General features: G+C 38.6%; 3 protein-coding genes. 2 read left to right on the forward strand and 1 reads right to left on the reverse strand.

Annotated features, from left to right (window positions below):
* The first annotated feature begins 98 nt into the window (after positions 1-98).
* Positions 99-1,766: an OmpA family protein gene (locus QZ265_RS02670; RefSeq protein ID WP_296403136.1), complete on the forward strand. Its 1,668-nt coding sequence runs from the start codon at positions 99-101 to the stop codon at positions 1,764-1,766.
* A gap of 244 nt (positions 1,767-2,010) precedes the next feature.
* Here QZ265_RS02670 and nagZ read toward each other — a convergent pair whose 3' ends face one another.
* Positions 2,011-3,081 (reverse strand): beta-N-acetylhexosaminidase, encoded by a 1,071-nt coding sequence (gene nagZ, locus QZ265_RS02675; protein ID WP_296403137.1) that lies wholly within the window; start codon positions 3,079-3,081, stop codon positions 2,011-2,013.
* Positions 3,082-3,402: 321 nt separating this feature from the next.
* Here nagZ and QZ265_RS02680 point away from each other — a divergent pair, with 321 nt between their 5' ends.
* Positions 3,403-5,577 (forward strand): carboxy terminal-processing peptidase, encoded by a 2,175-nt coding sequence (locus QZ265_RS02680; RefSeq protein ID WP_296403139.1) that lies wholly within the window; start codon positions 3,403-3,405, stop codon positions 5,575-5,577.
* Positions 5,578-6,458 lie beyond the last annotated feature (881 nt).

Consider the following 6,458-nt stretch of genomic DNA (forward strand, 5'->3'; position numbering starts at 1 on the left):
GCTTAGTGGTAAAACAGGTGGCTCAACGATATAGCTGTTTTAAATATAGTTATAAGTATGGTTGCCTTACATTTTTTAATCATTTAGGAGAATATACTATGGATATTATTGGTCATTTAGTACGTACCGTGTCGCCGGCAGTTTTAGGTGATAATCAAAACCCACAAAATGAAAGTTTGCTAAAGCAATTTTATGCTTTATTTGCAGCTAAGCTTGCAGATAAGGATACATTTAATGGTCTTGGCTCTCAAGAAGTTAATCGCGATGATTTAGGTTTATACGACCGTCTATTTACGGATGAAAGTCATAAATCAAATATCGCTAATGAACTAGCAGCTCATAACAATGTTGATGTTCATTCTGTAAAAGGGTTATTGGCATCAGCTGCCCCTTTAGCTTTTAATGAAATTAAGAGCTTAGCAGGTGGCACATCTATTCCACAGTTCTTACAAGATAACCTATCTTCTTTTCGTGATCATATCCCTAGTTGGGCTTCTGCTGTATTACCTGCAAGTCTATTAGGTGCTGGTGTTGCAGGCGCACATGCTGTTCATAACCATGTTACTAATACTACACCAGTTAATACTGTAAAACCAGAAGTGACCACTACTGCGCATGCGGCAGGTCACCGTATTTCTGATACTACATCTACCGATCCATTGGTACGTGAAGAAAAAGAAAAAGGTGGTTTCTTAAAAGCATTATTACCTATTATTGGTCTTATTATTTTAGGTGCATTGGCTTGGGCCTTATTAAAAGGTTGTCAAGACAATCCAGAACCAGTTGCCACGCCTCAGCAAACGGTAGAACAGCCAGTTGCTACGACTAATCAAGTTCAATTGGATCCTGCAGTGTTAACTTTAGCAACAGGTGAAGGCGATGAGCTATTTGCTTGTCGTATTGAAGCGGGTAATGACGAACTAGGTAATACGGTAACAAGCGCCGTTAAAGATGTATTCGGTGCTGGTGCAGATAAATGTCGTTCAGAAGTTTATAGTAACTTTGCAACCGATATGCCAGCAGCTCCATATTTAGCTGCTATTTTACCGCTAATCAAAAATACCCCAAATGCTAACGTAGTTATTGAAGGTAACGATGTTCATGTTGATGCACCAGATCAGGCACAGCTTGATAAATTGATTGCAGATATTAAAGCTGCTGCTCCACAGCTTAATGTAATAGCCACTGGACCTCTAAATTTAGACAATGAAATACAACAAAGTATTACTGATTCAACAACTGCTATGGATAAACTAGGCGATAATCCAGATCCTAAAGATGTGGCTCGTGCATTAAGCTTACAGGTTATTAACTTTGAAGTAGATAAAGCGGACATTCCAGAAGTTAACAAGGCTGTTTTGGACCGTGCTGTAGAAGTAATGAAACAGATTCCAGATATGAAGTTAATGATTCTTGGTCATACTGATAGTGATGGCGATGATGCTTATAACCTACAACTATCACAACGTCGTGCCCAAGCTGTCAAAGATTACCTAGTTTCAAAAGGCGCAGATGCTTCTAAGTTAATGACTAAAGGTATGGGTGAGACTGATCCTATCGCCTCTAATCAAACTGATAATGGTAAATTCCGTAACCGTCGTATCGAATTTACTGTCTATGATGAAGCAACTATGGGTAACGACCAAATTGCAGTAACTCAAGATGCTGCGAATGTAGATCCTGCTAAAGCTAGCGAAGTGCCAGCACCAACCAATCCAGAGGCACCTGCAGAAGCCAAAGATCCAGCTTCAACTACTGCACAGTAATATATTTGCACCGTTATATCTAAGCTTAATGTCTATAACATTGTATTTTCTATATCATGTGGTTTCGGATATAAACGTCTAAAAGTAGATCTGAATTTTTGTAAAGTGTGATAAATAATATAGACCGTCCTAAGGGGCGGTCTTTTTTTGTAGCTTTATATATAATATTTTAAGTTTTTGAGCTTTGGTCTTGTCCGTACAATACTGTTAGGGCAATATCGTCAGTACATAAACAGATACTTGTTTAATGGCTATACTGAGTAGGGTCACGCTCTGTAATTACTGACTGTGTGTTACCGAAAAAAGCCTGTTGTACGTTGTTTTGGGCAGTTTTCCAGTATTCAAACTGAGCACATGTTGCCTCTAAGCTGCCTTGCCATTTTGGAATTTGGCTACGCATCTGTTGCAGACGCTTTTGATTCGGGGTAGGCAGGGTAGATGCTGTCTCTATGGCCTGAATTGCGGCTTGACGATCGTTGCAAACCAGTGCCATATCGCATCCCGCTGATAAGGCTGCAGTAACTCTTTCTCCGATATCACCAGCGGTATGGGCGGCTTTCATCGATAAGTCATCTGAAAAAAGTACCCCGTTAAAGCCTAGTTGATCTCGAGCTATGTCTTGAAGCCAAATTTTTGAAAAACCAGCTGGCTTATCGTCTACTTGATTAAAGATAACGTGTGCTGGCATCACTGCATCTAGCCAAGGCTGACACTGAATGAAAGGCTGCAAATCAACCTTTTTGATGTCCTCAAAGATACGTTCATCAATAGCCTCTGAGACATGTGAATCAGGAGCAATTGAACCATGTCCAGGAAAATGTTTGCCCGTGGTAGCCATGCCAGCTTCTCTCATACCACGCATAAACTGTGTAGATAGTGCCACAATGGCTTGAATATCTAAGTGAAAGCTACGGTCACCGATGACTTGACTAGCGCCATTTATATCAAGTACGGGGGCAAAACTTACATCAATGCCCACCGCCATCACTTCCACCGCCATTAAGTAGCCGCAATCATAAGCCAATGAAAGGGCAATACAAGGCGTATTATCAAATAACTCGCCTAGTCTTCCCATCGCTGGTAACGGCGAAAAACCATCACGCAACCTTGCGACTCGGCCACCTTCTTGGTCAACACCAATGATAATATCTGATCGCAATTGATGGATTTCATCACACAATTGCCGAACTTGAGCAGGAGTATCAACATTTCGGCCAAATAAAATAATGCCGCCGACCTCTGCGCGATTTAATACTGAACGGTCTTCATCCGTAAGTTTTGTACCCGCTATATCAATCATTAAAGGTCCGTACATAAAGCATTGCCTCTGGGTTAATCAAAATTTAAATAATTAGCTATTATTACAGTTAATGTAGCCAATACCAAGACATGGGCCCTTTATTATCACTTTTTTCATGCATGTACATATCGAACTTAAAAATAAACGTTGGATAAAAAAATAAAATAGAAGATCGCGTTAGTTAAGAGTATCGTAGTCTATAACTAAAGTTTAGTAAGAATGCTTATACAGTTTTAGACACCTAGCAACTGATTGATGTGCTAATATCAAGTCAATATTACGAAATCAAAATAGCGAAATAAAATACCCATATAAAATCATGAGCGAGAATAATTTATGAGATTTCAACCCACCCAGTTGGTATTAAGTGCCGCTGCAATTGGTGTAGCAGGAATAGTATTATCACAAAGTTATACCACAGCAATGGCTGCAGATAAGTCAGCTTTTATAGCTACGCCTGAACAAAAATTAACGACGCGTCAAGTAGCGGCGTTGTTGGACAGGGCTCACTATTCTAACAAGCGTTTTGATTCTGAAATGGGTCTTAAAGTTTTGATGATGTACTTTGATCGATTAGACCCTAATCACACTTTGTTTTTAAAATCTGATATTGACGAATTGACTAAGAAATATGGCTCTACGTTTGCCGACAGACTTAAACAAGGCGACTTAAGCGCTGTGCAAAATATCTTTAATCGTTACACTCAACGTTCAAACGAATACTATAATTTTGCCGATAAGTTTTTAAGTAAAGAGGTAAACCTTACGCGCAATGATTCTGTGGTATTAAATAGAGAAAAAGAACCACGTTTTACCACCGCATCCGAGCAACAACAATATTGGGAACGTCAACTTACCTTACAGATTATCAATTTAACTTTGGCACAAGATGAAGATAAGGCTCGAGATGACCTTTATACTCAGCATCCTGAGCTTACTAAAGGTAATGATTTAATATTGGGCGAAGATAGAAACCCAAGAGAAGTGCTGTTAAATCGCTTGCATCGCCAGCAGCAACAGCTAGAACGTATTAAGAGCGATGAAATCATGGAGTCTATCCTAGATACCGCAACCTTAACGTATGACCCACACAGTAACTATTATGCCCCTGTGCAGTCAGTTGAAATGCAGGTTCAATCTACTTTGCAGTTAGAAGGAATTGGGGTAACCATTCGTCCGTATCGTAAGAACCCAGATTACACCCAAATTGTTACCTTGGTAGAAGGGGGTCCTGCCGCCAAGTCCGGTAAAGTACAGCCTAATGATTTAATCATTGCAGTGTCAAAAGATGGCGAAACTATGCAGGATGTGGTCGGATGGTCTACCCGAGAAGTGGTGGCTTTAATTCGTGGTAAACGAGGCACTGATGTTACTATCAAGGTGAAGCAGCCTAATAGCCCTGACGCTGCAGCTCGTACTATTGTTATAACCCGTGATGTTATCGAGCAAGAAGATGCTGGTGTGACGCACCGAGTTATCACAGTCAAGCCTGATGGTAGTAGTCAAGAAAAACGTATTGGTGTATTAGAGATCCCAAGCTTTTATCTTAATTACCAAGCTCGCCGTAATGGTCAAAATTACCGTAGTGTGAGCATCGACACTCAAAATGAGTTGAAAAAACTCAATGAGGAACATATCGATGGCTTAGTAGTCGATCTTCGAAATAACCCAGGTGGTTCGCTTGATGAAGTGGCTAAGATGCTTGGTTTGTTTATTAAAGAAGGACCGTTGGTACAAATTCGTGATAATCGCGGTAATATACAAGTTTATCAAGATGAAGATGGCGGCAAACAACTTTACTCGGGTGACATGGTTGTGATTACCAATATGGCTTCTGCCTCTGCCTCTGAGATTTTTGCCGCAGCGATTCAGGATTACGGCCGTGGCTTGATAGTGGGTAGTACCACAACTGGTAAAGGGTCTGCTCAAATTCAATTGGACAGCTTAGCCTTAGGTTCTGCTACTTTAACGCAACGTAAATTTTATCGCATAACAGGTGGTAGTACCCAAAATAAAGGAGTGGTTCCTGATATTGGTTTAATAAATATATATGAAGGCGCAGAGTTTAGTGAACGGGATCAAAAGAATGCCATGGCTTGGGATACCATCAAGACTTCTCCCTTTAAGCCTGAAGGTAAGTTTACCAGCAACACCTTGGCAACGCTCAATCAGCAATCCAAAATTCGACAAACTACCAATCCACAATTTGTGTATCTAGACACTTTGAACAAGATACGCAGTATGGAAGATGATAAAAAACCGGTTAAACTTAATATTAATGATCGCCGTGCCCATCAAAAGCAGATTGAGCAAAAAACTTTAGATGCTGAGAACGCACGTCGTAAAACGACAGGTCAAAAGCCTTACGCCAATTGGACAGAGTATCAAGCTGCTACTGAATCAATGTTTGAAGAGCGTAGCCGTTTGAAAAATGATGTACGTCCTAAACTTCCTGAAGATGAAGCTTACGTGATTGAAGCTGCTAAAGTTATGTTGGCTGCCAAAAAATAATAACTGTTTATTAACTTTATAAATCTAAATTAAGTTTAGGCAGTTTATAAAAAATTTAATCAGTCATTTATGTAATATAATGAGCTAGTTTACTTATAAACTGAGTCTTTATGCCTTAGAGGTGTAAAGGCTTTTTTGTATCTTGGAAGGGTATTACTCTACATTCGATTCTGTCAATGTAAGCATATACTTACAACACATGACGCTTTGGCGACTTACATAAGATAGCGATATTTGAGATTATAACTCTACGGCATCAAGGATGATGACTCAAAGGATTGAGTGCTTCATAATGTAAGATTAAGGTTATAGCCAATAGGTTGTAAGTCCTGAAACAATATTATAAAGTTACCGGGTTAAGGATAAGTAATTATCATAAGATTTAAATCATAGCTTTAATGATTTGAATGCTAAGATATTTTTCTATGAGTAGAGTAGCCAGATTATTACTGAATCATAGAATTAGTAAGGAAACAAACTCTTTATTTGGGTGTCACAGGAGGTGATACTTTTAACAAAGGGAAATATTTTATAGAGCAGGAAGCTCGCTATAGTGGAATATTCTAGGATGGGGTAGGAAGCTTTAAGGTGTCAGGATGACAACAATTTAAGTCGCATAGCTAAAGTTATGCGGCTTTTATTGTTTTTAGGATATTATTTTTGGTATAGTTATTACCAATTTAAAAACAATAGTTATCCATAACAATTGTTAAAGTTTATTGTTATTAAATAATGTCAATGAAATTTGAATTAACATTAAAAAAGCAGAAAGTGTATAAATAACATCTTTCTGCAATTTTATAAAAATCTTATCAAAAATGTATAGTCTTATAAATATTTAAATCTAGTAAAGTTTATTGAATTTTAAAAATTTTTATAAA

Source organism: Psychrobacter sp., assembly GCF_018260395.1.
GTDB lineage: Bacteria > Pseudomonadota > Gammaproteobacteria > Pseudomonadales > Moraxellaceae > Psychrobacter.